Raw genomic sequence first — 25,324 nt, forward strand, 5'->3', positions numbered from 1 at the left:
CACGGCCGGCCGGGGCTCCGACCCGGCCGGCCGCGGGCTACGACTCCGCCCGCCCCGCGCCCCCGAGCTGCTCCCGCCCGATCAGGCCGGCCATCTTGCGGTACCCCCGGTCGCTGGGGTGGAGGTGGTCGCCGGAGTCGTACTCCGCGCGCAGCCGCCGCGGGTCGTAGGGGTCCCGCATCGCCCGGTCCACGTCCACGACCGTGTCGTAGACCGAACCGGACCGGATCGCCGCGTTGACCGCCTGCCGCACCTCCTCGCGGGCGTCGGTGTGGCCGCGGAAGCCGCGGAAGGGGAGCAGGGTGGTGCCGACGGCCCTGACGCCGTGGGCGTGGGCGCGCCGGACCAGGGCGCGCAGGCCGTCGAGGACGGCGTCGGGGTCGGCGGTGGTGCGGGCGCGCAGGATGTCGTTGACGCCGAGGTCGATGACGACGACCCGCACGTTCGGCCGGCCGAGGACGTCCCGGTCGAAGCGGTTCAGGGCGCTGGGGTTGGCCGCGGGCCGGCCCGGCCCGTCGGTGAGGACGCGGTTGCCGCTGATGCCGGCGTTGACGACGCCGAGGCGCGGGGCGTGTCCGCCGTCGGCGGGGGAGGCGCGCAGCAGGTCGGACAGGACGTCGGGCCAGCGCCGGTTGGCGCCCGGGGTGGAGGTGGAGCCGTCGGTGATGGAGTCGCCGAGGGCGACGACGGTGCCGTCGGCCTCGGTGCTGAGGACGTCCAGCGCGGTGACGTAGCGCCAGGAGGTGATCCGCCCGGTGTACGGGTCTCCGCTCACGTCGCCGGTGTGCTCGCCGTCGGCGACGTGACTCGTCTGCCGGGCCCGGTGGTGGAAGGTGACCGGGCCCGCGGAGACCGGCGTGTACAGGCTGATCAGGACGTCGGTGTCGCCGGGGACGGCGAGCGGGGCGGCGTCGCTGACGGTCTGGCCGCCCGCCGGGATCGTGACCGCCGGCCGTCCGCCGAAGGTGAGCCGGCGCAGGGTGGCGGGGTCGGCGGCCGGGCCGTCGTCGTCCGCGGCGACGGCGAGGGTGGCGGCGCTCACGGTCAGCGGGCCGGTGCCGTGGAGATTGGACAGCGTGACGCGGGCACTCGTCCCCCCGACGCCGGTGTGGACGACGTTGCGCACCGTGCGTCCCGCCGTGCCGCCGGCCGCGGTGTGCGGTTCGCCGCCGGTCGGGGCGGCGGCCCAGCTGCCGACCCACACGCCGGTGGAGGCGGCCGCGGCGGGGTGCGGGCCGGTGCGGGAGGCGGCGAGGACGTCGTCGCGGCGGCGCCCGCCGTCCCCGGCGTCGACCCCGGCGTATATGGCGGCCGACAGGCCCACGACCACGGCGAGGAGCGCGGACAGGAGGGCGTGGTGGCGGACCTGGTGGCGGGCGCGGGGCACCCCGGCGACCCCGCCGTCATGCCTGGTCATGCGGGTGTTCTTCTCCTCGGACGAGGGAGCGGCGAGGCTCCGACGGGACATGCAGGAGATCACCGTCGAGCTCCCCCACCTGACAGACGCCGGGAACTCCTGTTTCGTTCCAGGAGTCGGACGGGTGGGGACACTGGTGGGGTGCGGACCACGGGGGACAGGGAACGGATGGAGCGGATGGAACGCAGGAGAACGCAGGACGGGGCGGCGCCCGCGGCGCGCGCCATGACCGTCTTCAGCGCCGCCGACGAGGAACGGCAGCGCGGGGTGCGGCGCATGAAGCTCACCGCGGCCGGGCTGCTGCTGTTCGTGGCGGTGGTGTACGGCCTCGCCGAGTGGGCCTCCCACCGGGGCGCCGGCGCCTGGGCGGGGTACGTGGCGGCGGCGGCCGAGGCGGGCATGGTGGGCGCGCTCGCCGACTGGTTCGCCGTCACCGCCCTGTTCCGCCGTCCGCTGGGCCTGCCCATCCCGCACACGGCGATCATCCCCACGAAGAAGGACCAGCTGGGCGTCTCCCTCGGCGAGTTCGTCGGCGAGAACTTCCTGTCCGGCGAGGTCGTGCGGCAGCGGCTGCGCGCGGTCGGCATCGGCAACCGGCTGGGCGCCTGGCTGGCGGAGCCCGAGCACGCCGACCGGGTGACGGCGGAGCTGGCGACGGCGCTGCGGGGCGCGCTGACCGTGCTGCGGGACTCCGACGTGCAGGCGGTCGTCGGGGAGGCGATCACCCGTCGGGCGGACGCCCAGGAGATCGCGCCGGGCATGGGCAAGATGCTGGAGAAGGTCGTCGCGGACGGCGGTCATCGGCGGGCCGTCGACCTGGTGGTGGGGCGGGCGCACGACTGGCTGGTGCTGCACTCCGACTCGGTGATGGACGCGGTGCAGGGCGGCGCGCCCGGCTGGACGCCCCGGTTCGTCGACAAGCGGATCGGCGAGCGGGTCTACAAGGAACTGCTGCGGTTCTGCGCGGAGATGCGGGACATGCCCTCCCACCCGGCCCGCGGCGCCCTGGACCGCTTCCTGCGCGACTTCGCCGCCGACCTGCAGTCCGACACCGACACCCGCGCGAAGGTGGAGCGGCTCAAGGGCGAGGTGCTGGGCCGCGGCGAGGTCCAGGACCTGATCGCGTCCGTGTGGACGGCCGTGCGCGCGATGATCGTCTCCGCGGCGGAGGACGAGCGCAGCGAGCTGCGGCTGCGGGTGCGGGCCGCGCTGCTGTCGCTGGGGTCCCGGATGGCGACCGAGCGGAAGGTGCAGGACAAGGTCGACGGCTGGGTGGAGGGCGCGGCGGTGCACGTGGTGTCGACGTACCGCAAGGAGATCACTCTGCTGATCACCGACACCGTGGCCGGCTGGGACGCCGAGCACACCACCCGCAAGATCGAGGCGCACATCGGCCGCGACCTGCAGTTCATCCGCATCAACGGCACGGTGGTCGGCTCGCTGGCGGGCCTGCTGATCTACACGGTGGCGCGGGCGCTGGGGGCGTAGCGGCGGGCCCGCCGGCCCGCACGGTGGCGGGAGGGGGCGGGGGCGTACCGGCGGGCCCGCGGGCCCGCACGGCGGCGCGGTGGCGGGAGGGGGCGGGGGCGTACCGGCGGGTCCGCGGGGAACCCGGTGGTGGTTCCGCTCGACGAGGAGGGAGCCCATGGCCACCACCGCACCGGCCGAGACCGGCCGAACCATCACGACGAACATCCCCGCGCGCCTGGACCGCCTCCCGTGGTCCCGCTGGCACTGGACGATCGTGATCGGTCTCGGCACCGTGTGGATCCTCGACGGCCTCGAGGTCACGGTCGTCGGCAACATCGCCGGACGCCTGTCGGAGCCCGGCAGCGGCCTGCCCATCACCTCCGGGCAGGTCACCGGCATCGCCGCCGCCCTGTACGTGGCGGGCGCCTGCGTCGGCGCGCTGTTCTGGGGGCGCCTGACGGACCGCTGGGGGCGCAAAAAACTCTTCATGATCACCCTGGCGGTCTACCTCGCGGCGACCGCGCTGACCGCGATCTCCTTCGACACCTGGTGGTTCCTGCTCTTCCGCTTCCTCACCGGCTTCGGCATCGGCGGCGAGTACGCGGCGATCAACTCCGCGATCGACGAACTGATCCCGGCGAAGTACCGGGGCCGCGTCGACCTGATGATCAACGGCAGCTTCTGGCTGGGCGCGGTCGGCGGCTCGCTGCTGTCGATCGTCGCGCTGAACACCGACCTGTTCGCGGCGAACGTGGGCTGGCGGCTGACGTTCGCGCTGGGCTCCGTCCTCGCCCTGGTCATCCTCCTCGTACGGCGCCACGTCCCGGAGAGCCCGCGCTGGCTGCTGATCCACGGCCGGGACCGGGAGGCGGAGGAGATCGTCTCCTCCATCGAGCGGCGGATCGAGGCCGAGCGGGGCGGGTCGCTGCCGGCGGCCGAGGGCGAGCTGACCATCCACCAGCGGCGCAGCGTCTCCTTCCTCGAGATCGGCCGCACGGTCTTCTCCGACTACCGCCGGCGCGCGATCCTCGGCTTCTCCCTCTTCATCGGGCAGGCCTTCCTCTACAACGCGATCACCTTCGGCTTCGGCGCGATCCTGACCACGTTCTTCGACGTGCCGACCGGCCACACCGGCTACTACTTCGCCGTGATCGCCCTCGGCAACTTCTGCGGCCCGCTGCTGCTGGGCAAGCTGTTCGACACCGTCGGCCGCCGGATCATGATCTCGTCGACGTACCTGCTCTCCGGCCTGCTGCTGTTCGCCACGGCCTGGCTGTTCGACCGCGGCGCGCTGAGCGCGACCACCATGACGGCCTGCTGGTGCGCGGTGCTGTTCTTCGCCTCCGCGGGTGCCTCCAGCGCCTACCTCACGGTCTCCGAGATCTTCCCGATGGAGACCCGCGCGATGTCCATCGCCTTCTTCTACGCCCTCGGCACCGCCGCCGGCGGCATCAGCGGTCCGCTGCTGTTCGCCGACCTCACCGGCACGGGCGAGGTCGGCGACACGGTCCTCGCCTTCCAGATCGGCGCCGCCCTGATGTGCGCGGCGGGTCTGGTCGCCGCGTTCCTCGCGGTCAAGGCGGAGGGGCGCTCCCTGGAGGACATCGCCAAGCCGTTGACGGCGGTGGCGGCGAAGGCCCGTACGAAGGCGGGGGCCGGGGCGGCCGCCACGGCGGGGAGGTCCGACGGCCCGAAGGGCCCGCAGCCGCCCCAGGGGCCGACGACGGCCACGGCCTGACGGCGGCCACGGTCTGACGGCGGTCCCGGCCTGTCGGTGATCACCGCTCGACGGCGGTCCCGGCCCGGCGGTGCCGCGCGCCGGGACGTGACGGAGCCGGTGAGGGCGCCCCCGCCCTCACCGGCTCCGGTGCTGTCGGGCCGGGGTCCGACGGGTCCGACGGGTCTTACGCCCTGCCCGTCGCGCGGCCTACGCGCCCGTCGTCGACCCGGGCCGGACGATCATCAGGACCGTCACCGTCGCCCACAGCAGGTTGAAGATCCCGGTGGACATGGCGAGCCGGACGGTCGCCCGCCGGGTCACGGTGCCCGTGCCGCCGGCGGTGCTCCCGGTGCCGTCGTCCGTACCGGGGACGCCCTCCACGAGGACCTCCTGACCCGGCAGCACGAGCACCACGAGGACGATCGCGGCCGCCACGGTCAGCGCGATCGACACGATCAGCCAGGCGTCGCCGAGCACCCCCATCGCGCTCGCGGTGAGGAACCCGAAGACGGGGACGGCGATCCCGACGGCGGCGTACACCCGGCAGATCCGGTGCAGCAGCCCCACGGTCCCGGCCGCGCGGACGTCGTCCGGGGCGGCCAGGGCCCGGCGCGCGGCGGGCGGGAACATGCTCGCGGCGACGGTGACGGGACCGATCGCGACGATGGCGGCGATGACGTGGACGGCGAGGAGGAACTTGGTCACGCGCCGACGCTAGGCGTCCGGCGGGCCCGGCAGAAGTGGCGGGAGTGCCACGGGCCGACGGATTCCCGCCAGCCGGTTCCGCGGCCGGTCACGCAACCGGTTCCGCGGCCGGTTCCGCAGTCGTCCCGCGGCCGTTCCCCCGCCGTTCCGCGGCCGGTGGCGAGCGGGAGCCGGAGGGGCGCCCCCGCCGTTTCCCCGGTCGGAGGCTTGGCGGTATCCCGTCGTACCCCTACGCTCTCGCCATGCACACCGTCGCCGTTCTGGCCCTGGACGGGGTCATCCCCTTCGACCTGTCCGCCCCCATCGACGCCTTCGGCTGGGCCCGGCTGCCCGACGGCCGGGAGGCGTACCGGGTGCGGGTCTGCTCGCCGTACCCGTCGGGCGAGGTGGACGCGGGGGCGTTCACGGTGCGGGCGCCGTACGGTCTGGAGGCCCTCGCGGAGGCGGACACGATCATCCTGCCCGGCGTGCGCGAACCGCGGGACCCGCTGCCCGACGGCGTCGCGGAGGCGCTGCGCGCGGCGGCGGCGAACGGCACGCGCATCGCGTCGATCTGCGTCGGCGCGTTCCTGTTCGCCGCGACCGGCCTGCTGGACGGCCTGCGCGCGACGACCCACTGGATCGCCGCCCGCGACCTGGCCGAACGCCACCCGGAGATCACCGTCGACGCGAACGTCCTCTACGTCGACAACGGCCAGTTCCTGACCTCGGCGGGCGCCGCCGCGGCCCTCGACATGTGCCTGCACATGATCCGCGGCGACCACGGGTCGGCCGTCGCCGCGCAGGCCGCCCGCATGTCGGTCATGCCCCTCGAACGCGAGGGCGGCCAGGCCCAGTTCATCGTCCACGACCTGCCGCCCGCCCCGTCCGGGGCCACCCTGGAGCCCGTCCTGCGCTGGCTGGAGGAGCACTGCGCCCGCGACCTCACCCTGGACGAGATCGCGGCCCGCGCGGGCATGAGCACCCGCACCCTCAACCGCCGCTTCCGCGAACAGGCCGGCACCACGCCCCTGCAGTGGCTGCACCGGGCGCGGGTGCGGCGGGCCCAGTACCTGCTGGAGACGACCGCGCACCCCGTCGAACGCATCGCCGCCCAGACGGGCTTCGGCTCCCCGACCGCCTTCCGGGAACGCTTCCGCAAGGTGGTGGGGACGAGCCCGCAGGGATACCGGCGGGCGTTCCGGTCGGGTGCGGGCACGGGACCGGGGGCTGTTCCGCAGGCGGGATAGGGGCCCGCGGGGTCGGGCTCGGGCTCGGGGGCCAGGTCGGGGTCGGGACCGTGGGGCCGGTGGGGTCAGCCCCGGCGGTCCGCGACCGCCCAGGAGGCCAGGGCGACGGCGCCCGCGACCCCGAACACCGACGGCCAGGCGCCCACCTTCTTGGCCAGCGGATGCGACCCGGCGAACGCGGCGACGTACGCCACGCCCAGCGCGCCCGCGGCCTTCCCGCCCGCCCGCTGCCGCCACTGCCGCCCCGCGGCGGCCCCCGCCACGGCGAGCACGGCCCCGCCGAGCGGCCGCTTCTTCGTCCACCGGGCCACGCCGTACCCGCCGACGAGCCCGCCCGCGGCGATCACCGAACTGGGAACCTTCGCCATCACTGCCTCCACGCATCGAGTCCCCCGAAGTAGCCCGAAGGCTAGTGCGCGACCACGCGACACCCCCGAGTTGAGTCCAGGCTTGTCAAGTTTCCTCCTTCGCGCTATATAAGAAGTCGTAGGGCATCGCACCGACAGTTATGACGAGAGGAGTGGACTGTGATGCTCATGCGTACCGACCCCTTCCGCGAATTCGACCGACTCGCGCAGCAGGTCTTTGGTACCAACGCCACCGCGGGGAACGGCAACCGCCCCGCCGCCATGCCGATGGACGCCTACCGCTCGGGGGACGACTTCCTCGTCCACTTCGACCTTCCCGGCATCGACCCCGAGTCGATCGAGCTGGACGTCGAACGCAACGTCCTCAGCGTCCGCGCCGAGCGCCGCACCCCCGCCCCCGAGGGCGCGGAGCTGATCGTCGCCGAGCGCCCGACGGGCACCTTCACCCGCCAGCTCTTCCTCGGCGACACCCTGGACACGGACCGCATCGACGCCTCGTACGAGGCCGGCGTCCTGACCCTGCGCATCCCCGTGGCCGAACAGGCCAAGCCGCGCCGCATCCAGATCTCCGGCGGCGACACCGGCCGCAAGCAGATCAGCGGCTGACGTCCTCCCGCGACACGCCCCGTGGCCCCGAGATCCCGCTCGGGGCCACGGGGCGCGCGCCCGCCCCTCGCCGCGTCCCCGCGCATCCCACCGGCCCGCACCCGGAGGAGGAACCCGAACGATGACGACGACCGCGACGACCACCGCACAGCCGCCGAGGACGGTGATCCCGGCCCCGCAGCGGTCCGTACGCGCGACGACCACCGACCACGACGTTCTCGACCACCGCGCCGACCGCGCCGACCGCGCCGACCGCGACGGCTGGAGCGAACTGATCGCGGCCGTACGGGAGTCGGGCCACTACCCGACCACCGCCGAGGCCGAACACGTCACCCGCACGGTCCTGACCGCCCTGGGCGGCCAGATCGCCGGCGACGAGCGGGCGGCCCTGACCCGCGCGCTCCCGGCGCGGGCGGCCGAACTGCTCGCCTCCCCGGCCCCCGCGCCCCGCCGCCGCTCGGCGCGGGAGTTCGCCGACGCGATCGCCGCCCGCATCGAGGGCGCCACCCCCGCCACGGCCCGCTGGCACGCCGGCTCGGTCCTCGGCGCCCTGCCACCCCTGCTCGGCGACGCCCTCACCGACCGCGTCCTCGCCCAGCTCCCGCCCGGCTGCGCCCTGCTGTTCGGCCGCGCGGAACTGACCGCCCGTACGGCCTGAGGGCGCGGCCCCTCGCCGGGGCTGCCGCCGCCGACTTACGGCGAGCACGCCGGCGGCGGCAGAGACGGGGAACAGCGGTCCCGGCTCACCCGCGACCAGGCAGGATCATCCGTCCGGTCACCAGGACGTCGTGATTGGCGAAGAGCGTGTCCAGGACGAATCGCCGACGGATGTACGCCGTCCACCTCACGTCGGGCAGGTCCGCACCGGCCCCGACCACCCTGGCGCGGCTCGCCTGGGTCAGGATCCAGCGAGCCTGCTCCCCCTCCTGAGCGCGGCCGCCCACCTCCCGTGCCAGACCCCAAAGTTCCTCACCGTCACCGTCACGGTCACGGTGCCTGCCGACGACCGCGACGAGCCCGATCTCCCCCAGACCGCGCTCGTCGCCGGACCGGGTCGTGTAGGCGACGGTGAGGGCGTCGAGGGGGAAGACCGTCACGCGGCTGGTTGCTGTCAGCTCGGTCGCGGACACGGGGGGGAGCCCCCTTCCGGGGAGGCGGGCGGTCGGGGGCGACCTGACGGCGGCCGTCCCGACCCGCGGTGAAGGGGGAGGCGTCAGCAGCAGGGCCCGTCACCGCAGCACGCGGGCGCGTTGCACTCGGCGGCCGTACCCCACAGCCGTTCGTCGACGGCGAAGCCCGCGGCGTGCAGCCTGCCCACCACGTCGACCATCAGGCCGCTGGTGCGGACCTTGGAGTTCGGCCGGTGGTGCAGGAAGTGCCCGAAGCTGCGCCGGCACCACTCGGCGTACCAGTCGGTGTGCAGGACGAGCGTGTGCCACCCGGGGTCCACCTGCCGCGAGGGCGCCATGCGCGCGCCCTCACCGCTGGTGCCCATGACGAAGACCAGGGCGAGCGCCTGGTCGACGACCTGATCGGCGACACAGCGCTCCATGCCGTACTCGTCGGCGCAGAAGCCGGCGAGCATCTCGAACTCGGCGTCGGCGACGAGGGAACGACCGGTGCGCGTCCCTGTGGACACGGCGGTGACGGTCATGGGGTGGCCTCCTTGGTGTGGGTAGTGCCGCATGGGGCTTCGGTGTGCGGGTGGGTTCTGGGCAGCACGGATTCACCTCGTGGTCGAAGGACCGTCGGGAACCTCTCCTGCGTTTCCGCGCATATGACGAGGCCAGGAGAAGGGCTTGCGGCGGGCTGACAGCCGCGCAGAAAGACGGCACCGCCTTCAGTACGAGAAGTCCCTCTCGTACGACTGCGCGCACGATCGGCGGACGCCCCCGGGGCGGCTCAGGAAGGTATGGCGCTTCGGCTCCGGCTCTCACCGGCCAGACGCCTGATCGCCCGGAGAACGATTTGCAAACGGCGCTCGTCGAGACGTTCCACGGTGGAGAGGTAGCTGTGCCTCAGTCCCACGATGGACAACACGATCCCGAGAAAAGCACGTTCGCCTTCGCTCAGTCCGAAGGTGTACAGACGTCCGGCCATGCCCTCCCACCGGCAGGTCGTGACACCGCTCCGCTCCGTCACGAGAGCCGCACGGACGTCGTCCCGTGCGAGGATCCGCTCCTCTTCGACGAGGGCCGTCACGGCGACGCGGTCGCGCGGACCGGCCGTCGACCGCAGGAGACGCTCACCAAGTGACGGAATGCCGAGCGCGTCGGTGCTGTGAGTCCGGTGAGGTGCCCCGGCCTCTGCGCTTCGGGTGACTGCCGCGGCAGTGGGCTTCGTGGTCATGTCCGGGACGTTAGCCAGCGCGATTGCGCGTCTGCTCGCCGATTGCGCGCGATTGCGGATCGGCACCCGGCGTTTGCCGGAGATTGTCTACGGGAGGTCCAAAGACGCTCGTGCCCGGCCGATCAGGCGGCGCGCCGGCGTCCCGGACTCGGCCGACTCCGCAAGCCAGTCCCACGCCCGTTCGTACAGTCGGAGGTCGTCCTCGCCGGTGAGCCACAACTCCTCACTGATCGTCTCGACGACGACCAGTCTGCGGTCGTAGATCCAGAAAGCATGTGGTGCCGTCCGGCGGAGTTGTGTCCCGAAGGGCAGAATTCCGAGCTCGATCCGGCGCTGCCCCACCAGGTTGTACAGCCGATCCAATTGCTCGGCCATGACATCGGCCGGGCAGGAGCGGTGATACAAGGCGGCCTCGCACACGAGGAACCGGAACGTCTTCGCGGGGTCGTACAAAGCCTCTTGGCGGCGCATCCGAGCCTCGACTGCGGCCTCGGTGGTCGGGGCGATGCCCCGGAACTCGGCGTTGGCGTCGAAAATGGCACGGGCGTACTCAGGAGTCTGGAACAGCCCCGGAACGCGTGACACCTCCAGGCCGCGGATCGCCCTGGTGACCTCGGTCTGCCGGACCGCGATCTCCTGGCGGCCGCGGTGCCCGCCGGCCAGTTGACGACGCCAGGAGCGGTGCCGCTGTCCCGATTCCAGTCCGGCCCGCAGCCCTTGAAGCTCAGCCTCTGCGCCCGGCTGCCCGCAGACGTGCGCCCATGCGGTCAGGTCGGCCGCGGACGGGGTCTGTCTGCCGTTCTGGAGCCGGGAGACCTTCGATGGCTGGCAGCCGAGCCGGGAAGCGATGGTCTTTCCGTCCAGACCGGCCTCGGCGCGCAGTTCACGCAGCCGTGCGCCGAGGGCTTCTCTGGCGGTCTGGTAGTCCGTGCTCACACGGTGGAACGTACCTGTCCGGTGAACTCTTCGATACGCACCGCATGGTGCCAGGCGGCGTCCCGTGCCTGGCAGGCGGCGAGGACCTCGGCTGGGTCCTCGGTGACGTACACGCCCAGCGTCGTGTCCTCGTCGTCGAACGCGAAGCGGACGAGAGTCCTGGAGTCGAAGAGCCAGAAGTCATGGTCCGGCAGCCGCAGTTCCCGAGCGCGGTCGCGGCCCAGGATGCGGATGTCCTCGCCCGCGCCGACGTTGCTGGGGGCACTCGCGAGGAGGAACTCCTGCCCTCGGGTGGGCGGTTCGTCGACGAGTCGCACGCGTTCGAACCGCTTGCCGAGAGCCGTCTGGGCCCGGACGTTCTCACGCCAGGCGTTGTCCGGGTCACGGGCGATGTCCTCGCCCGCGAGGAACCGGTCCCACTTGGGGCTGTTGCGGTCGGAGGCGTATCCCCGACGGGTCTCCAGGCGCCAGGCGGTGTGCCTGAAGCCGTGGAACAGGTCCGCGATCGATGCGAACGGCTGGAGTTCGGGAACGCCGCTCCGCGGGGCGAACCGTGTCAGCAGGCTGCGCGGGACGCGGACGAAGGTCTCGGTCTCCTTCACGTCCCGCAGCTGCGCCAGGTGCCCGGGGTCGGTCTCACGCTCACCCTGTACGAGGACCTCGTCGGTGCCCTCGACGTCGTACAGGGTGGGGCAGTCGCCGTCGTCGCTGGTCGTCCCGATGAGCCTGAGCGTCATGCCGTCCTCCACCTGTGCTTGTCGGACACCCAGGATGTTCTCGCCGACCCGGGTGGCGCTCGGCGATTGCGGCGGATTGCGCACGTGGTGCGGACGAAGGGGATTGCGCGCAAGCGGGAGTGGTGACCGCCGCACGGGACTTGCCCGCAGTGCGTCGGGATCCCGGCCGTCCCGAGCGCTCAGCCCCGCGTACCCTCCCGCACCGCACGCAGGAACGAACGCCAGGCCGTGCTCCCGACCGTGACGACGACTTCCCCCGTCCCCTTCGAGTCCCGCACGAGCGCTCCGCGCCCGCTCGACGCGCACTCGACGCACTCGCCTCCCGCCCCGTTGCTGTAGGAGGACGTGAACCACGTCGGACGGTCGTCGCCGCCGGGAAGGGCAGTGCTCACCTTGCGAACTCCTTCGAGATCGACTCGATCAGCCGGGTCGAACGCTGCGGGCTGAGGGCCGCGGCCCGCAGGCCGTCGAACGCCCGGGTGTACTCACGGACATGATGCTCGCCCTCCAGGTAGACCGCATCGGTGATGCCGTCCCGGTAGACGATGTCGGGGTCCTCCGGGGCCGGGAAGCCCAGCATGGTGAACGACCCCGTGGCCGGATACGTGCCCGAGTCGAAGGGGAGGACCTGCAAGGTCACGGCCGGCAGGCGGACGGCGTCCAGGAGGCGTTCCATCTGCTCCCGCATGAGCGCGCGGTCACCGATGACGTTGCGGAGCGCGCCCTCGTTCACGACGAACCACGCTTCGGGCGCCTCCGGGCCACTGATCATGGCCTGGCGCTCCATGCGCACCCGTACGGCCCGGTCGATGTCCTCGGCGGACATGTGCGCGCCGGTCCGGTGGAGCTCGGAGGCGTAGGCGTGGGTCTGCATGAGACCGGGCACCAGCTCGCACTGGTACTGCCGGAAGGTGGAGGCGTCCTGCTCCAGGCCGATGTAGATGTTGAACCACTCCGGAACACCGGAGCCGTGCACCTGCCACCAGCCCCGCACCCTGGCCTGCCGGGCGAGCGACTTGAGGAACTCCCGCAGCTCGTCCCCCGTGCCGTAGAAGCGGCACAGGGCGTCGATGTCGGAGGGCTGGACCCGCCCGCTGCCCGTCTCCATGCGGTTCACCTTGGAACCGCTCCAGTCCAGGGCTTCGCCGACCTGGGCACAGGTGAGCGCGCTCCGCTCGCGGAGCTTCTTCAGCTCGATCGACAGGCGGCGCCGGCGTGCCGTGGGTGATCCGGCCATGTGAACCCCGTTCCGTGTAGCGGGTGTTCAGTCTCACGCCCAGAGGTGTGCCTGCCAATCACTCGGAAGTGGGAATCCCGCCGTGCACATTGCACGAAGGGATCTGCAACCCCCACTCTGATCGCGAGGCGATGACTCCGCGTCACGCCTCGTGACCCTTCGTCGCCTACGGGGGGTCTCGTCGTAGCGAGAGGGGTTTTCGTGGCTCAGGAAGCGTGCATGAGGCGCAAGCCGTGGGACCGTGCCTTCACGGCCGAGCCCGCGGAGGTGGCCGGCCTGCGCCGGGTCGTGCGGTCGCACCTCGGCATCTGGGGCCTGCACGGGGTCGTCGACGAGGCCCAGCTCTGCGTCAGCGAGCTGGTGTCCAACGTCATCACGCACGTGGGCCCCGGAACCCCGGCGACCCTCGCGGTCTCGATGAACGGCGTGCGCCTGCGCATCGAGGTCCACGACCCCGACACCCGCGCCCTGCCCACCCTGCTCGACACGCGGCTCGACGCCGAGGGCGGCCGGGGCATGGCGCTCGTCGACGCGGTCGCCGCGCGGTGGGGCGTCGACCTCGGCCCCGACCGCAAGGTCACCTGGTGCGAGCTGGCGACGGGACTGACGTCACCGGACGGTCACGTGGAGGACCCCGGCGTGCGGCGGGCCGAGACCCTGCTGGAGCTGTGCGGGGACGGACGACCGCCCTGCCTGCCCGGCACGGGAAGACTGGGCAGGACCATGGCCGAGGAGTCGGTGATCTCGCTCGTCACGGACCTCCTCCACTGGCTCCGCGCCCACGGCTGCGACGTGGAGAACGCCCTGGACCGGGCCCAGACCCGCTACGACGCCGAAACGGGCGCGGCCGGCCACGGGGCCTCCCGAGAGACGACCGTCTGACGGCGGCATCCTTGACGGGCCTCCGCCCGTCTCCGAGGCGAATTGACGGCATTCGCAACCCCCGCGACGTCTCACCCGGCGACAAGCCGAAGCTCCCGCGGCGCCGCCACTTCATGTCTGAGCAGCGAAGACATCACGCAAGGCTCGGAAAGAGAGCAGTCCCTAAGGAGTCTGGTACGGCCGACGCGCTTCCGTGGTGGCCAGCAGCAGAGCTTCAGCGGAGGTTGGGGCACCGTACCTGAGGAGTTCCAGTGCGGTGCGCAGGACTTCACGGTCGGGCTTGTCCCGTCCGTAGATGTGGAGAAGGTCCCTGGCCAGATCGTCCTGGCCTTCCTGAGTCAGCAGGACGACCAGCAAGGCCGTCTCAGCCGGGCTGTAAGCGTCCGTTGTGTGCCGAAGAAGCGCCAGTACCTCATCCGCTTGCCGGCCGCCGTCATACAGAGTTTCTGCTCGCCTGGCAACGTTGCGGGCGGCCGCTGTATCGAGTTCAGTCCGCTGCCGGTCCCCTGCCTGACGGGGGACCGGCAGCGGAGCGACGACCGGAGCGTCAGGCGAAACGGCGGGTGAGCCGGCTTCGAGGAGGCTGACCCGTTCGCGCAGTGAGGCGGCTTTCCGCCGCAGCACCTTGTACTTCCGCTGAAGGGAACGCAGGCTGTCGGCCTTCAGCGAGGTTTGCTTCCGCAGCTCCTCATGTTCCGTGTGTAGCTCCTCGTATGCACCTATGAGCTGCTCATTCTCGTGCTCGACCGCGCGTAGTCGGCTGGCCGCCGACTCCAGGTCCGTGCTCAGTTGCGAGGCGGTTTTACCGCTCTGTTCGGCCGCCGCCTTCGCGTGCAACTGGTGCAAGTCTGTCAGCGTGACGCCGACCTCTATGCCGCGCGTCGCGGCGTCAGCGCTCGCTGCCTTGAAGAGGATCTCCACCGAGCTTCGCTGGGGCAGCACCTTTCCGCTGAGCGCCCTCGAAAGGGCGCTTTCGCACATTTTGAGACGGTCGGCGACCTCGCCCTGAGTTGGGCGATGAGCTGACGCGTTGCCGCCCTTCGGCACGATGAGCAGGAGAGGGCAAAGGCGCTGAAGGGTGGTGGCGAGTTCACGCCTTGCTGGCGAAACGTCACTTCCGAAGGGTTTCTTCGCCCACGCGTATGGAGGGCGGCTGTTTCTGTTGTAGGGCACGCTCCTGAGACCTCCCCATTTCTGGCAAATCAGCCTGCTAACAGGCTTGTTGCCAAGGTTCTTACTCATTCTGCCGTAGCGGTGACGGAGTTGTGCTTGCTTTTGATGAGCAAGGCTTGCTTTGTGTCAGGCAAGTGTTCAAAGGGGATTGAATCTCGGCACTCGTGGTGTTCACTGGAGGTCGGCCGCTCTTGAAGCGGGGGGCGACCAAAAGGCGAACACCTGTACAAAAACGGCAGTTCTCTTGTGCCGTTATGCAGTAGTGCGCGCCTTTGGGTCGGATTCAGGTGATTCATGGGAGGGAACGGATGACCACGCTGCCGTCTTGGCGGGACACGACCTACGGGACCAGCAAGCTCGGAACGAAGGCGCGTGTCGCGCTGTGGCTGATCCAGGAGGTGAAGGAGAACGGCACCTTCACCAAGGCCGACCTGCGGGCCGCGTTCCCGGACGTGGCGCAGATCGACCGGCGCATGCGTGACCTGCGTGACCACGGCTGGGAGATCGCCACGAGCCGCGAGGACCCGACGCTGCAGCAGCAGGAGCACCGCTTCCGCACCAGGGGCGCCGACGTCTGGATCCCGGGCCAGGCGAAGACGCCCGTGCACAAGGGCAGCATCACCAACGCCCAGCGGGCGAAGGTGTTCCAGGATGACGGCTACCTCTGCCGGACCTGCGGTGTGACGGGCGGCGAGACGTACGGGGACGGAGGACTGGAGCAGGCCGTGCTGAACGTGGCTCGCCGGCCGGTCATCCAGTCGGACGGCAGTGTCGAGCACCAGCTCGTCACGGAGTGCCAGCGGTGCGGCCGGGGCAACGTGGACCGGACCGTGCACATGGAGGACATCCTGGCGGAGATCGAGTCGCTGGCCCCGGTGGAGCGGCGGGTGATCCGCGGGTGGATCGCGGCGGACCGCCGTAACCACAACGCGTTGGAGAGGCTGTGGGGGCGGTACCGGACCCTGCCTGAGGACGCACGCAAGGCCGTGGCCAGCAAGCTCGACGGTACGGACGACTGAGACAGGACGGGATGATGATGCGTGAGTTTCCGGCCCCGCCGAGGGCGGCCGAGTTCAGCGAACTGGTCAGTAAGAGGGTCGAGGAGGCCAAGGCGGCCGGCGGTACGCGGGAGACCGTGACCGTCGACTGGAACGGGCAGCAGGCCCATGTCGAAGTGATCGACCTGCCGCTGAGGAGCCTCTATTACAACCCCAGCACCCACCGGATCCGGGCTCAGCGCAGCCACGATGCCGAGCGGGACGCGGCGCTGGACAAGGACCCTTGGAGTGCGGAGAGCCAGGACTACCTCGACTTCCTGCTCAAGGCGGATCCCGAGAACACGAGTGTGCGGGACAAAGACTTCGATGTCCTGAAGGACAGCCTTGGCCAGTTCGGGCAGAACGACCCCGGGCTCGTGACCCGGCACGGGGTGCTGGTCAACGGCAACACCCGAGCCGCCGCGCTTCGCGAACTCCGCGCGCAGTCGATGCGCGTGGGCGTGCTGCCGGCGTCGTTCACCTGGGGCGACATCAATGCCGTCGAACTGGCCTTGCAGCTCCGCAAGGACCACCGGCGTGACTACTCCTTCATCAACCGCCTGATCGCCATGGAGGAGCAGGCGGCGCTGGGCCGTACGCCGGAACAGATCGCCAAGGACTTCCGGATCCAGGTGCGCACCTACCACCAGGAGCGGTGGATCCTGAGCACGATCCGCGAACTGAACGAGCGCAGCCGCACCGGCGGCGGCAACAGCCTGCGCCTGGTGGACTGGGAGGGCGCGACGGAGCGGCTCAGGGAGCTGCACCGGCTGTACGTGAAGCTAGAAGCGGTGGACCGTGACCAGGCTGAGGTCCTGAAGGAGCTGCGCTTGGCCGCGATCCTCCTGAACTTCTCCAAGACGGATGTCCGTCATATCGACGAGGACTTTTTGAAGGCCGGGCTTGAGCGGCAGTTGCCCATAGGCGGCACGGCCGCGCAGCCGCAGTCGGTGTCCATCCCCGGTCTGGGCCTGGAAGTGCCCGCCGCCTCCTCCGCCGTCGCGGAGGCCAGGGCGATGAACGACGAAATCCTCCGTGCCGCCGCGGTGGTGCGGAACGGAGCGTCGGATTTCGGGAACGAGCAGAAGGCTGCCGCGCAGGACACCTGGGACAGCACGAAGAACGCGTTCGACGAGGCGATCGAGGCGGCGGGTCGCAGCGCCAGGCTCCGCAGGCGCAAGCAGCTCGCCCCGGCCCGGCTGACGGAAGCCTGCGCGAGCATCGACCAGTGCGTGAGCGACCTGGTGCAGGCACGGACCTCCCGCAGCCTGGACGAGGAAGCGTTCGATGACGCGGTGGTCAAGCTGCGGAGCAGCCTCCTCAAGCTCGCGCAGCAGGCCGGCCGCGGGCTGCCGCAGCCGGGAGACGGCGTGGCATGGCTGCTGGAAGCGGTCGCGACGGAGGGTCCCCGGTGACCAGTCCCGTCGATGAGAAGTCGCTGCGCCTCGGGTTCGATGAGACCCGGACCCGGGTGGTTCTGCGTACCACCGAATCGTTCCAGCAGGAACTTGTACAACTGGCTGCCCGGTTCCGCACCGGCGGCCAGCTCGGCCCCCTGAGCGCCTCCGTCTCCCTGGACGAGCTGCTCGCGGGCCTCGGTCTCCTCGGAACCTGGTCCGACCCGGCCGGCGTGGAGTGGGCGGATGACCTGCGGGAGCTGGTCTCTGGTGTAGTCCGGGACGCGCACACCGTGCAGCAGCGGCTCGCTGGGCGGGACGCGCCCGGCGAGGTCGCACCCGACGAGGTGCTCTCCCTCCTTGGCGACACCTGGAAAGGCGAACTCAGCGAGTTCCAGCGCCGCGACATCGCGAAGCTCCTCTCGCTGCAGCACGGTGCGAACTTCAGTGTGCCCGGAGCCGGCAAGACCCGCGTCGCCCTCGCGGTGTACGCCGCGCAGAAGGCCGCCGGCAAGGTGAGCCGACTGCTGGTCGTCTGCCCCAAGTCGGCTTACGAGTCCTGGCGTTACGAGACCGCCGAGTGTCTCATCCACCCGCTGCGGATCAACGTTCTGGACGGCTCGCGGGACGAGTGGGCCGAGGTGCTGGTGGTGAACTACGAACGTCTCGACCGGTCGCTGCCCATGCTGGCCAGCTGGCTGAAGGCGGGCCCCTCCATGATCATCTTGGATGAGGCGCACCGGATGAAGCTCGGTGCCAGGGGGACATACGGGGCGGCTTGTATGGCGTTGGGCCCGCTGGCCACGCGTCGGCTGATCCTGACCGGTACGCCTGCCCCGAACGGGTCCCGGGACCTGGAGAACCTGCTGGGCTTCGTCTGGCCGGGGCACGGTCAGCGGACAGTCGTCCAAGCGGTGGCCGGTGGTGACCTGGCACACGCCAGCTCGGTCCTCCGGCCGCTGTTCACGCGTACGACCAAGCAGGAACTCGGTCTTCCACCGGTGCAGTTGGGATTGCGCTTCGTCGACATGCCGCCCCTGCACGACGAGATCTACACGGCCCTCGTCGGTGGTGAGAAGAGCGGTGCCGCGCGCGAGGACCTGAGCAGCCTGGGCAAAACGGCCCTGCGTCTCCTTATGGCGGCCACGAGCCCCGCCCTGCTCCTTGAGGCGGGCAGCCGCTACGAGCCGCTCGCATACCAACTGCCCCCGCTGGACGTTCCCGAGGGCAGCTCGTTGTACTCCCTCATGCAGAACCTCCCCGACTACGAGCTGTCACCCAAGTATCAGGAAGCAATCGCGATCATCGCGGAGAACGCAGCCCAGGGCCGCAAGACGCTGGTCTGGACGACGTTCGTCAGGAGTCTCACCACGCTGGAACGCCTGCTGGAGAAGTACAGCCCGGCTGTTGTCTACGGCGGCACCGCGGACCGGGAAGAGCAGCTCCGCCGGTTCCGGGAGGACCCGGCGTGCATGGTGCTCATCTCGAACCCGGCGACCCTGGGAGAAGGGATAAGCCTCCACCACGTCTGCCACGACGCTATCTATGTGGACCGCGACTTCATGGCGGGCCGCTTCCTCCAGAGCCTCGACCGTATTCACCGCCTCGGGCTGGCCCCCGACACCGAGACCCGGGTGACCGTCCTGGCGGTGCGGAACTCCATCGACGAGGTGGTGGCCGAGCGACTGGAACGGAAGCTGGACTTCATGGGGCGCATCCTGGACGATCCCACGGTCCAGCAGCTCGCCGACCTGGAGGAAGAGCCTTCGGTGGCGGCTGGTCTCGCGCCGAGTGACATAGAGGCACTGCTCAGTCACATGGGAGGTCACTAGGACTGGCCGCGTGCTGCGAGCCGCGTGAGATTACCCTCTGCGGTGTGTCCCACGATGCCGAATGGGCAGCCCCGGAAGGTTCCTGGGCTTCGTCCGCAGCACGCCGCCGCAACATGCAGGCGATCCGCAGCCGTGACACGAAGCCCGAGTGGCTCATCCGGAGGCTGGTCCACGCAAAGGGTCTACGCTACCGCGTCGCGGCGCGGCCCCTGCCCGATCTCCGCCGGACGGCGGACTTGGTCTTCCGTCCGGCGAAAGTCGCTGTCTTCATAGACGGCTGCTACTGGCATGGGTGCCCGGAGCATTATGTGCCACCGAGGACGAATTCAGGTTACTGGTCCGAAAAGGTCCTTCGGAACGTGCAGCGGGACCGGGACACGGACCAGAAACTGAAGGAAGCCGGGTGGCTCGTGCTCCGCTTCTGGGAGCATGAGCCATCAGACGCCTGTGCCGACGAAATCGCCCTCACGGTCTTGCGCCGACGCGAGGGGAGAGCGGGCGGAGGCAACTGAAATCTCCAGCTGGCGCGAGACGTCTGCAATGGGCAGCGCCCCTGCTGGTTCCACCTCATATTCGGCAAGAAGCTCCTCGCGTTGCTCGGGGCGCAGAACGGCGGCAATAGCCCGGCCAACGGCTTCGGCCACCGGGGGCGGGAACGCGTTTCCGACCTGGCGGTAGCGGGCGGTCTTGCGGCCCTGGAACTTCCAGTACTCCGGGAAGCCCTGAATGATTGCGGCCTGAGCGACGGTGAGCATAGGGCCGTTGGGACGGAAGAGGTCGCGCTCCGGAACGCAACTCTCCGGATCGTTCGCGATCCCCATGCCGTCGACTCCCAGCTCGCGCCAAGCGCGCTTGGCGCGCGTGGGCCCAAGGTCGGCGCCGCCGTGCTTCTTCGACCCGCCTACGAGAGTGGGGGCGACCGTCTTACCTGAGGTGGCTTTTTCCCATTCCTCGAAGATCTGCTGTCCCGTTTTCTCTCCAGGTTCTGCGGGCTGCCCGTGAAGATTCTTGTCCCAGAACTCCTTGCAACGCGCTTTCATGCTCTCGTAGAGCTCTCCCTGGACCGTTACCGGATCGCCCTTAATTTTCATGGGCCATCTGAACTTCTGGTCACCTGAGCTTACTGCACTCTTGTGGATGGCCACCAGAATCGCGCGCGGCCGCAGTTGCGGAACACCGAAGTAGCTTGCATCCAGACGCCGCCAGACCGAACGCATGATGATGTCCTGCTCGGTCGCAGAAAGACCTGGGTCAATTTCTGGGACCAGATAACCGAGGCTGCGAAGTCTTTCGAGGATTGAGATCCGGTACTCAATGAAGAACTCCGGAGGTTCCAGAATCCCTCGCACATTTTCAATCATCACTGCCCTGGGGCGCAAAGCGTCGATGATGTCAAGCGCTGCGGGAAAAAGGTCGCGTTCATCGTTAGGGCCGAGCCTGTGCCCGGCCAAGGAGAACGGAGGGCACGGCACGCCGCCGGCGAGCAGATCGAGGTCTCCAGGTTCTAGTCCAAGATTCTTCCGAACGTCGGAATCAAGGAAGTCCTTGACGTCCATCGGGCGAATGGCGTCAGCCTTCTCCTGGTCCCAGCCGGGCCAGTCGCCCACGTTGGCCTGCAGGGTGGCCGCGGCGTGAGGGTCCCACTCCACGAGCGCGCGGTGGTCGAAACCAGCGTTGTGCAGCCCGACGGCTTGCCCGCCGGCGCCCGCGCAGATCTCGATCGAGGTCAATGGCGAGGCGAACTGCGGTCGCTTCTGGCCGCTGCGGGGCATGCAGCTCCTCCTGGTGATCAAGTACAAGTCGGGAACAGTGATCAGCAACTGCTCCCCAGCACCAAGAGTCTCGCACTTCCCGCCAGATGCATCCGAGCGCTGGCGACAGGCTGGTCACCTGTCGTCGAACTGACGCTCGATTTTGCCACATGAGGGCAAGGTGCGCTCCGTATGGCCGATTACTCGCACTGAGCTCACACGAGGCTTCGATCGGCTAGAGCGCCGTCAGTTGCCCGTGACACCCCCCATACCCCTTCCCCGACCCGCACCAGCAAGAAGCCCCCCGCTGAGGCGGCCAGGCCGTCGCCCGGCCCCGGGCCGCCAGGATCGTCGCGTACTGGGGGAGGAGGTCGGTGTCGCCGGGGGACGTGCCCTCCGAGGCGGCGAAGGCCTCGTACGAGGGGACCGTGCCCGTGACGATGCCCAGGTTGCCGGTGCCGGAGGCGGACAGCTCGCGCAGGGAGGCCTCTATCACCGCGAGGTGGGTCTCGTGGGACGGGTACTCGTCCGCCAGGGCGGGGTAGGCCGAGAGCAGTTCCGTCAGTTCGTCCGCCGGCCAGTGCAGGACCGCCACCGGGAAGGGGCGGGACAGGGCCTCGCGGTACGTGCCCAGCTCGGCGCGGAGGCGGGAGATCTCCGCCTCCAGCTCCAGCGGGTTGTCGGAGCCCAGGGACCAGACCCGCTTGGGGTCGTGGAGCTCGTCCAGGGAGACGGGGGAGGAGTTCAGGGCGTCGGCGAGGGTGTCCCAGTCGTCGTGGGCGGCGCCCAGCATGCGGCGGACGCGGTGCCGGCCGAAGAGCAGGGGGTGCGTGGCGTACGGCGGCTCCGCCACGTCCGTCAGCAGCAGGCGGGCGCCCTCGGTGAACGTCGCCTCCGCCGCCTCCAGCTCGTCGTGGGCCTCCAGGGACTCCGCGACGATCACCCAGGGGGCCGGGTCCCGCGGGGCGGCCGCGCGGATGCCGTCGATGATCGCGCGGGCCTCGGCCTCGTGGCCGTACTCCCACAGGTTCGAGGCCTTCAGGGCGCGGACCAGGTGCGGGGCGTCCAGGCCGGCCGGGGACGACAACAGGCGGTCGTAGAGGGTGCTCGCGGCGGGGCGGTCGCCGGACAGTTCCAGGTGGGCGGCGGCCTGGAGGAGCAGGGCCTCGGCGTCCTCGGGGTACAGGCCGGCGGTCCGCTCCAGGCGTGCCGCTTCGGCGGTGTGGTCGACGTTCTCGGCGGGCGTGTCGGGGCGCATGGGTGACACCGTACTGCCGACCGGTGACGAAGAGGAGACAGCCGCAGGCCGGGGCGGGGAAGGGGAGGCCGGCCTGCGGCCCGGGGCGCCGGGGAGGAGGCGCCCCCGGCCTCCCCTAGACCGTGACCCCGTCCACCTGGAGGGTCTGCACCGCGCCCGCCGCGAACGGCACGCTGACCGTCTTCCCGGACAGGCGGGTGTCCGAGCGGGGCGTGTAGAGGTCGCCGCCGCCCGAGGTCACCGTGTTCCAGCGGGGGACCAGGCCGCCCGAGCCGCCGGTCACGGTGGTGAAGCGGGAGAGGTCGAAGGTGAGGGTCTGGGCCGACGCGGACGTGTTGGCGGCGACGATCACCAGGCGCCGCGCGGCCCTGTCCAGCGCGGCCGCCGCGTGGCTCACGCCCGTGTCGAGGATCGTCATGCCGGGGCGGATGTGGCGGCTGAACTGGGCCATCACGTAGTACTTCGTGGTGACCGCGCCGGGCTGGAGGGTGGCCGCGTCGTAAGCGATCATCGCCCAGTTCGGCGACGGGTCCATGACCTGCCAGTACACCCAGGCCGTCGGGTGCAGCCAGCGGAAGTCGTAGAGCAGGTTGCTCGCCATGGACAGGCCGGTGCCGTCGTTGTCGCCGGTCTCGGAGTTCCACAGGGCCTTGCCGGACGTCGTGACCACGTCCGTGTACAGGAGGTCCCGGCGGCCGCCCGAGCCCTGGTAGCCGTGCACGTTGACCCGGTTCACCAGGGCCTTCGTGGACGCGCCGAAGGAGTTCCACGTCGTGCGGGCCAGGTCGTAACTCGTCTCGTCCGAGGCGGAGATGCGGGTGCCGGTCAGGCCGCGCTTGTCCAACTCGGCGCGCAGGTGGGGCAGTACGGACGCCTGGACACCGGCGTCCATGTGGCAGCCCTCCTGGGTGCCGGTCGCCGTCCACCAGGACGAGGACGGCTCGTTGAAGGGGTCGACCGTCGCGAAATTCACCCCCCAGTTGTTCCTGGCGTACAGGGCGACGGCGGCCAGGTGGGAGGCGTGCTGGCGGTGGTTCCAGGACTGGAGGTTGTTGCCGCCGCCCGCCGCGCCCGAGGGGTTGTGGTTCTGGCACATCCACCACATGGGGGAGTTGGCGAAGAGTTCGGTGGTCGCGCCCCGCGCGGTCGCCTTCGTCAGCATCGCCCGCTGCCTGGCGTCCGCCGACCAGTTCCACGCCGAGGACGCGGGGTCCTCGTTGTTCCAGTCCTGCCAGAAGCCCTCGATCTGCTTGAACGCGGGGATGTTGGGGGAGACCGCCATCGACTCGCCGCCCACGCTGTTCCAGCTGCACGCGCCCAGGTTGTAGCGGGCGATGTTCATGCCGAGGCCGGGAAGCGTCCGGCCGCCGTACGCCACCGACCTGGTCGTGAAGAAGACGTCGGCGAAGTCGTCGCGGGCGCCGAAGACGTTCGCCCACCAGGCGAGGGAGGTGCCCCAGCCCTCCCAGGTGCCGTGGCTCGTGGACGGGTCGACGCCGATCGTCGCGTCGGCGCGGGCCGTGCCGGCCGCCAGGCCGGTGCCGAGGAGGGCGCCGCCGGCCGCCAGCAGGGTTCTGCGTCGGATCATGACTTCTCCGCTTCGCTCGACCGAGCTCGACCGGGGGCGGGCCGGTCGTCCCGACCGGACACCATCACCCGTGGCTCGTGCGGGGACGTGGACACGTGCGCGCGTCACGAAGCATCGGGGGCGGCGCGTGGTGTTGTCGAGGGTTCCGACAGCCCTTTCTCGAACCGGCGGAGAAAGGTTCGACGGGGCGAACGGGACGGCTTTCGCGGGAGGTTGGCGGCCGGCTCCCGTGCCGCGCCCCGGCCCGTTCGGGTATAACCGAAGAAGGACCGCGACGTGAACGGTGACGCGAGCGGTGACGTGAACGGCGACGCGAACGGGAGGGGGCCACGGTGATCCGCGCCATGCCGCACACCTCCCTGCCGCGGTTCCGGCCCGCGGTCGCCCTCGTCCTCACCGTCCTCGGGCTCGCCCTGGCCGACGCGGGCAGCCTCTCCGCGACCGTCGCCCTGGCCGCGACCGCCGCCGCCGGGGCCGCCCTCGCGCTCTGCTCGCTCCTCGCCGCGCGCTGCGCCCCCGCCGTGCCGCGCACCCGGGTGCGGACGGCCATCCGCGACCGCGACCGCCGTACCGCCTTCCTGCCGCAGCGTGATCCCGACGCCTCCGGACGGCCCCGGCCCAGGGCGCCCGGACGCGCCCTGCCGACGGCCGTCGCGTAGGGCACCCGGGTCACCGCACTCCGCGGTCACCGTCCCGGTCGCATCGCCGACCGCACCGTGTCCCCGCGCGGGCCGTCATGCCGCCGTTCCCACGTCCCGGCACGACGCGACCCCCGGAGGGCCTCGTACCCATGTCCGTCTTCTCCGCCTTCTCCTTCCTCTTCTCCGTCTTCGTCCACCTCGTCGAGCGGTTCGCCGACCTGCTCGAACCCCTCTTCCACGCCTCCGCGGCCGCCGCCGCGATCGTCCTGTTCACCGCGCTCGTAAGGCTGTTGGTCCACCCCCTGTCGCGGGCCGCCGCCCGCGGCCAGAAGGCGCGGGCCGCGCTGCAGCCGCGGATCGCCGACCTGCGCCGCAGGCACGCCCGCGACCCGGAGCGGCTCCAGCGGGCCGTGCTGGAACTGCACGCCCGGGAGGGGGTGTCCCCGCTCTCCGGCTGCCTTCCCGGCCTCCTCCAGGCGCCCGCCTTCCTCCTCCTCTACTACGTCTTCTCGCACTCCACGATCGGCGGCGAGACCAACGGCCTGCTCACCCACCGGCTCCTCGACGCGCCCCTCGGCGACCGCTGGAGCGACGCCCTCGCCGCCGGCGGGCCGTTCGGCGGGGCCGGACTCGTCTACCTGGTGCTGTTCGCCGTCGTCACGGCCGTCGCCACCGCCGGCTACCGCCTCGCCCGGCGCACGACGGCGACGGCCGTGGGACCGGTGGCGGGCCCGGCGGCGGGCGGGGAGCAGGTGCCCGGCCTGGGCGCGGTCACCCGGGTGATGCCGTTCCTGTCCTTCTTCACCCTCGTCACCGTCGCCGTCGTACCGCTGGCCGCCGCGCTGTACGTCGTCACCAGCACGGCCTGGAGCGTGGCCGAACGGGCGCTGCTCCACCGGTGACGCGCCAGCGGCGAAGCGCCCGCGGACGGCGGGACCGTGATGGCGCTCCCGTGGCGTCCGTCGGCCCCGTGCCGGCGGTTCCTCGGCGG

The 25,324-nt window shown here is 71.0% G+C and carries 26 protein-coding genes; 12 read left to right on the forward strand and 14 right to left on the reverse strand.

Annotated elements, in window-relative coordinates; all coding sequences use genetic code 11:
* Positions 1–37: 37 nt before the first annotated feature.
* On the reverse strand, positions 38–1,417 hold the full coding sequence (locus ACZ5FU_RS15410; protein ID WP_469045435.1) for an SGNH/GDSL hydrolase family protein: 1,380 nt from the start codon (positions 1,415–1,417) through the stop codon (positions 38–40).
* 177 nt (positions 1,418–1,594) lie between these two features.
* On the opposite strand from ACZ5FU_RS15410, the gene ACZ5FU_RS15415 reads away from it, so the two are divergent.
* Both ACZ5FU_RS15415 and ACZ5FU_RS15420 read left to right on the forward strand, forming a co-directional pair.
* A complete protein-coding gene (locus ACZ5FU_RS15415) occupies positions 1,595–2,905 on the forward strand; it encodes a DUF445 domain-containing protein (RefSeq protein WP_451529019.1) in 1,311 nt (436 codons plus the stop codon).
* Between the two features lie 157 nt (positions 2,906–3,062).
* Positions 3,063–4,625 (forward strand): MFS transporter, encoded by a 1,563-nt coding sequence (locus ACZ5FU_RS15420; protein ID WP_468643798.1) that lies wholly within the window; start codon positions 3,063–3,065, stop codon positions 4,623–4,625.
* A gap of 189 nt (positions 4,626–4,814) precedes the next feature.
* Here the strand turns inward: ACZ5FU_RS15420 and ACZ5FU_RS15425 are convergent, their stop codons facing one another.
* On the reverse strand, positions 4,815–5,312 hold the full coding sequence (locus ACZ5FU_RS15425) for a hypothetical protein (protein WP_468835425.1): 498 nt from the start codon (positions 5,310–5,312) through the stop codon (positions 4,815–4,817).
* A 242-nt stretch (positions 5,313–5,554) separates the two neighbouring features.
* On the opposite strand from ACZ5FU_RS15425, the gene ACZ5FU_RS15430 reads away from it, so the two are divergent.
* Positions 5,555–6,541, forward strand: coding sequence for a GlxA family transcriptional regulator (locus ACZ5FU_RS15430; protein WP_469045436.1), 987 nt, complete (start codon positions 5,555–5,557; stop codon positions 6,539–6,541).
* Between the two features lie 65 nt (positions 6,542–6,606).
* Here the strand turns inward: ACZ5FU_RS15430 and ACZ5FU_RS15435 are convergent, their stop codons facing one another.
* Positions 6,607–6,909, reverse strand: a complete 303-nt coding sequence (locus ACZ5FU_RS15435) for a hypothetical protein (protein ID WP_451529023.1) — start codon at positions 6,907–6,909, stop codon at positions 6,607–6,609.
* 162 nt (positions 6,910–7,071) lie between these two features.
* On the opposite strand from ACZ5FU_RS15435, the gene ACZ5FU_RS15440 reads away from it, so the two are divergent.
* Both ACZ5FU_RS15440 and ACZ5FU_RS15445 read left to right on the forward strand, forming a co-directional pair.
* Entirely contained in the window at positions 7,072–7,515 is a 444-nt protein-coding gene (locus ACZ5FU_RS15440; RefSeq protein ID WP_451529024.1) for an Hsp20/alpha crystallin family protein, read from the forward strand.
* 121 nt (positions 7,516–7,636) lie between these two features.
* Positions 7,637–8,173, forward strand: coding sequence for a DUF2267 domain-containing protein (locus tag ACZ5FU_RS15445; RefSeq protein ID WP_469045437.1), 537 nt, complete (start codon positions 7,637–7,639; stop codon positions 8,171–8,173).
* Between the two features lie 85 nt (positions 8,174–8,258).
* On the opposite strand, the gene ACZ5FU_RS15450 is transcribed toward ACZ5FU_RS15445, so the two are convergent.
* From ACZ5FU_RS15450 to ACZ5FU_RS15480, 7 genes are all read right to left on the reverse strand, one after another.
* On the reverse strand, positions 8,259–8,645 hold the full coding sequence (locus ACZ5FU_RS15450; protein ID WP_468835417.1) for a hypothetical protein: 387 nt from the start codon (positions 8,643–8,645) through the stop codon (positions 8,259–8,261).
* A gap of 83 nt (positions 8,646–8,728) precedes the next feature.
* On the reverse strand, positions 8,729–9,169 hold the full coding sequence (locus ACZ5FU_RS15455; RefSeq protein ID WP_468835414.1) for a glycine-rich domain-containing protein: 441 nt from the start codon (positions 9,167–9,169) through the stop codon (positions 8,729–8,731).
* 248 nt (positions 9,170–9,417) lie between these two features.
* Positions 9,418–9,864: a hypothetical protein gene (locus ACZ5FU_RS15460; RefSeq protein WP_469045438.1), complete on the reverse strand. Its 447-nt coding sequence runs from the start codon at positions 9,862–9,864 to the stop codon at positions 9,418–9,420.
* Between the two features lie 87 nt (positions 9,865–9,951).
* The gene (locus ACZ5FU_RS15465; RefSeq protein ID WP_469045439.1) at positions 9,952–10,800 is read right to left on the reverse strand and encodes a helix-turn-helix domain-containing protein; all 849 of its coding nucleotides are present in this window, start codon (positions 10,798–10,800) and stop codon (positions 9,952–9,954) included.
* Positions 10,797–11,537, reverse strand: coding sequence for a DUF6879 family protein (locus ACZ5FU_RS15470; RefSeq protein WP_469045440.1), 741 nt, complete (start codon positions 11,535–11,537; stop codon positions 10,797–10,799). The genes ACZ5FU_RS15465 and ACZ5FU_RS15470 overlap by 4 nt, the downstream gene beginning before the upstream one ends.
* A gap of 179 nt (positions 11,538–11,716) precedes the next feature.
* Positions 11,717–11,929 carry a DUF397 domain-containing protein gene (locus ACZ5FU_RS15475; RefSeq protein WP_451529031.1) on the reverse strand — a complete coding sequence of 71 codons (213 nt, stop codon included), beginning with the start codon at positions 11,927–11,929 and terminating at the stop codon, positions 11,717–11,719.
* Entirely contained in the window at positions 11,926–12,774 is an 849-nt protein-coding gene (locus ACZ5FU_RS15480) for a helix-turn-helix domain-containing protein (RefSeq protein WP_451529032.1), read from the reverse strand. Before ACZ5FU_RS15480 ends, ACZ5FU_RS15475 begins: the two co-directional genes overlap by 4 nt.
* 219 nt (positions 12,775–12,993) lie before the next feature.
* On the opposite strand from ACZ5FU_RS15480, the gene ACZ5FU_RS15485 reads away from it, so the two are divergent.
* Entirely contained in the window at positions 12,994–13,656 is a 663-nt protein-coding gene (locus tag ACZ5FU_RS15485) for an ATP-binding protein (protein ID WP_469045441.1), read from the forward strand.
* A 162-nt stretch (positions 13,657–13,818) separates the two neighbouring features.
* On the opposite strand, the gene ACZ5FU_RS15490 is transcribed toward ACZ5FU_RS15485, so the two are convergent.
* Positions 13,819–14,829 (reverse strand): hypothetical protein, encoded by a 1,011-nt coding sequence (locus tag ACZ5FU_RS15490; protein ID WP_451529034.1) that lies wholly within the window; start codon positions 14,827–14,829, stop codon positions 13,819–13,821.
* 308 nt (positions 14,830–15,137) lie between these two features.
* Between ACZ5FU_RS15490 and ACZ5FU_RS15495 the strand changes: the two genes are divergently transcribed.
* Genes ACZ5FU_RS15495 through ACZ5FU_RS15510 form a run of 4 tightly spaced genes read left to right on the forward strand, consistent with a single transcriptional unit; the run spans position 15,138 to position 19,607 of the window.
* Positions 15,138–15,848, forward strand: a complete 711-nt coding sequence (locus tag ACZ5FU_RS15495; protein ID WP_451529035.1) for a hypothetical protein — start codon at positions 15,138–15,140, stop codon at positions 15,846–15,848.
* An 11-nt stretch (positions 15,849–15,859) separates the two neighbouring features.
* Positions 15,860–17,281: a ParB N-terminal domain-containing protein gene (locus ACZ5FU_RS15500; protein ID WP_451529036.1), complete on the forward strand. Its 1,422-nt coding sequence runs from the start codon at positions 15,860–15,862 to the stop codon at positions 17,279–17,281.
* Positions 17,278–19,095 carry a DEAD/DEAH box helicase gene (locus ACZ5FU_RS15505; protein WP_451529037.1) on the forward strand — a complete coding sequence of 606 codons (1,818 nt, stop codon included), beginning with the start codon at positions 17,278–17,280 and terminating at the stop codon, positions 19,093–19,095. Before ACZ5FU_RS15500 ends, ACZ5FU_RS15505 begins: the two co-directional genes overlap by 4 nt.
* Positions 19,096–19,139: 44 nt before the next feature.
* Entirely contained in the window at positions 19,140–19,607 is a 468-nt protein-coding gene (locus ACZ5FU_RS15510) for a very short patch repair endonuclease (protein ID WP_451529038.1), read from the forward strand.
* On the opposite strand, the gene ACZ5FU_RS15515 is transcribed toward ACZ5FU_RS15510, so the two are convergent.
* From ACZ5FU_RS15515 to ACZ5FU_RS15525, 3 genes are all read right to left on the reverse strand, one after another.
* The gene (locus ACZ5FU_RS15515; protein ID WP_451529039.1) at positions 19,533–20,867 is read right to left on the reverse strand and encodes a DNA cytosine methyltransferase; all 1,335 of its coding nucleotides are present in this window, start codon (positions 20,865–20,867) and stop codon (positions 19,533–19,535) included. The genes ACZ5FU_RS15510 and ACZ5FU_RS15515 overlap by 75 nt on opposite strands.
* A 214-nt stretch (positions 20,868–21,081) precedes the next feature.
* Complete coding sequence (locus ACZ5FU_RS15520; protein WP_469045442.1) at positions 21,082–22,104, reverse strand: SEC-C domain-containing protein; 1,023 nt, start codon at positions 22,102–22,104, stop codon at positions 21,082–21,084.
* 115 nt (positions 22,105–22,219) lie between these two features.
* A complete protein-coding gene (locus ACZ5FU_RS15525; protein WP_451776054.1) occupies positions 22,220–23,692 on the reverse strand; it encodes a glycoside hydrolase in 1,473 nt (490 codons plus the stop codon).
* A 344-nt stretch (positions 23,693–24,036) separates the two neighbouring features.
* Here ACZ5FU_RS15525 and ACZ5FU_RS15530 point away from each other — a divergent pair, with 344 nt between their 5' ends.
* A complete protein-coding gene (locus tag ACZ5FU_RS15530) occupies positions 24,037–24,351 on the forward strand; it encodes a DUF6412 domain-containing protein (protein ID WP_451529080.1) in 315 nt (104 codons plus the stop codon).
* Between the two features lie 131 nt (positions 24,352–24,482).
* Positions 24,483–25,235 carry a YidC/Oxa1 family membrane protein insertase gene (locus tag ACZ5FU_RS15535; RefSeq protein ID WP_451529042.1) on the forward strand — a complete coding sequence of 251 codons (753 nt, stop codon included), beginning with the start codon at positions 24,483–24,485 and terminating at the stop codon, positions 25,233–25,235.
* Positions 25,236–25,324 lie beyond the last annotated feature (89 nt).

The sequence above is a fragment of the Streptomyces sp. NPDC031554 genome, assembly GCF_055580685.1.

Coding starts and splice junctions, on each gene's coding strand:
- ACZ5FU_RS15420 (WP_468643798.1), top strand. CDS start 3,063: ATGGCCACCACCGCACCGGCCGAGACCGGCCGAACCATCACGACGAAC.
- ACZ5FU_RS15525 (WP_451776054.1), bottom strand. CDS start 23,692: ATGATCCGACGCAGAACCCTGCTGGCGGCCGGCGGCGCCCTCCTCGGC.
- ACZ5FU_RS15535 (WP_451529042.1), top strand. CDS start 24,483: ATGTCCGTCTTCTCCGCCTTCTCCTTCCTCTTCTCCGTCTTCGTCCAC.
- ACZ5FU_RS15430 (WP_469045436.1), top strand. CDS start 5,555: ATGCACACCGTCGCCGTTCTGGCCCTGGACGGGGTCATCCCCTTCGAC.
- ACZ5FU_RS15455 (WP_468835414.1), bottom strand. CDS start 9,169: ATGACCGTCACCGCCGTGTCCACAGGGACGCGCACCGGTCGTTCCCTC.
- ACZ5FU_RS15415 (WP_451529019.1), top strand. CDS start 1,595: ATGGAACGCAGGAGAACGCAGGACGGGGCGGCGCCCGCGGCGCGCGCC.
- ACZ5FU_RS15485 (WP_469045441.1), top strand. CDS start 12,994: ATGAGGCGCAAGCCGTGGGACCGTGCCTTCACGGCCGAGCCCGCGGAG.
- ACZ5FU_RS15515 (WP_451529039.1), bottom strand. CDS start 20,867: ATGCCCCGCAGCGGCCAGAAGCGACCGCAGTTCGCCTCGCCATTGACC.
- ACZ5FU_RS15530 (WP_451529080.1), top strand. CDS start 24,037: ATGCCGCACACCTCCCTGCCGCGGTTCCGGCCCGCGGTCGCCCTCGTC.
- ACZ5FU_RS15470 (WP_469045440.1), bottom strand. CDS start 11,537: ATGACGCTCAGGCTCATCGGGACGACCAGCGACGACGGCGACTGCCCC.
- ACZ5FU_RS15435 (WP_451529023.1), bottom strand. CDS start 6,909: ATGGCGAAGGTTCCCAGTTCGGTGATCGCCGCGGGCGGGCTCGTCGGC.
- ACZ5FU_RS15410 (WP_469045435.1), bottom strand. CDS start 1,417: ATGACCAGGCATGACGGCGGGGTCGCCGGGGTGCCCCGCGCCCGCCAC.
- ACZ5FU_RS15460 (WP_469045438.1), bottom strand. CDS start 9,864: ATGACCACGAAGCCCACTGCCGCGGCAGTCACCCGAAGCGCAGAGGCC.
- ACZ5FU_RS15445 (WP_469045437.1), top strand. CDS start 7,637: ATGACGACGACCGCGACGACCACCGCACAGCCGCCGAGGACGGTGATC.
- ACZ5FU_RS15520 (WP_469045442.1), bottom strand. CDS start 22,104: ATGCGCCCCGACACGCCCGCCGAGAACGTCGACCACACCGCCGAAGCG.
- ACZ5FU_RS15495 (WP_451529035.1), top strand. CDS start 15,138: ATGACCACGCTGCCGTCTTGGCGGGACACGACCTACGGGACCAGCAAG.
- ACZ5FU_RS15480 (WP_451529032.1), bottom strand. CDS start 12,774: ATGGCCGGATCACCCACGGCACGCCGGCGCCGCCTGTCGATCGAGCTG.
- ACZ5FU_RS15500 (WP_451529036.1), top strand. CDS start 15,860: ATGATGATGCGTGAGTTTCCGGCCCCGCCGAGGGCGGCCGAGTTCAGC.
- ACZ5FU_RS15440 (WP_451529024.1), top strand. CDS start 7,072: ATGCTCATGCGTACCGACCCCTTCCGCGAATTCGACCGACTCGCGCAG.